Origin of the sequence: Streptomyces sp. SID12501 (assembly GCF_010550245.1) — a bacterium.
Taxonomy (GTDB): Bacteria; Actinomycetota; Actinomycetes; order Streptomycetales; family Streptomycetaceae; genus Streptomyces.
The window spans coordinates 1-424 of sequence record NZ_JAAGLU010000765.1 but is presented as its reverse complement, the minus strand read 5'-3'; the positions used below and the strand labels follow the sequence as shown (position 1 = coordinate 424).

Here is a 424-nt window from a genome sequence, read left to right as displayed (position 1 = left end):
TGTCGATGTCGCGGAGCCGCTCGCGCGTCCCCTCGTACGGGATCCACACCGCGAGGGCCTTCCGGTCGGCGGGCCCGGCCCCCCACATGACGGGTTCGCCCCGGTACTCGCCGACCATGCTGCCGGTCTGTCCGCGCGCGACGAGCCGGCGCAGCGGTGCGGGCAGGGCGGGCGGGTCCAGGGCGACCGCGATGTCACCGTGCGCGGTGCCGTACTCGTAGTGGCCGAGGGCGTGGTCGAGGTCCCGGTAGACGTCCTTGCGGACCTCGCCGGAGATCTGCTCGGCGACCACGTTGTGCACCAGCACGCCCAGTACGGCGGCGACCGCGCAGCACACGAGCGTGGTGGTCAGCGCGATCTTCCAGCGCAGGCTGCTCAGCGCGCGCATCGCGTCCCGTCCTCGCCGAGGGGGGCCTTCGCGAGC

1 pseudogene is annotated in these 424 nt (G+C 73.8%); it reads right to left on the bottom strand.

What is annotated here, in order from left to right:
* Window positions 1–388 (bottom strand): annotated as a pseudogene (locus G3I71_RS48355) (two-component sensor histidine kinase); the annotation flags it as partial.
* Window positions 389–424: the final 36 nt, after the last annotated feature.